Annotated in this window: 1 protein-coding gene; it reads right to left on the bottom strand. The window is 58.7% G+C overall.

The window, feature by feature from the left end:
* Positions 1-207: tetratricopeptide repeat protein (locus AC0IW9_RS31135; protein ID WP_471652162.1), on the bottom strand; the 207-nt coding region annotated here is incomplete at its 3' end.
* Between the last annotated feature and the right edge of the window lie 52 nt (positions 208-259).

Below are 259 nucleotides of genomic sequence, written 5' to 3' on the forward strand. Positions count from 1 at the left end.
GGTTTGCACCATCGGCAACGCGGCGGCGTCGAGTTCACCGACCACCTTCAACTGATTTTGCGCACGGCTCCATTGGCCCATAACGGCCAACAGCTGAAAAAGAAAAATCCGCAGCGTGGCGTTGGCCGGAGCGCCGCGAACCTGGTCTTGCAGGGCCTTGAGCGCATCATCGAGGCGACCGGCACGCAACAGTTCATCGGCAGTCATAACAGCACTTCCCTGGGATTGGATGACGAGAAAAAAGTCGCTCCCCCTGTAG

This window comes from Belnapia sp. AC561, from assembly GCF_979252845.1.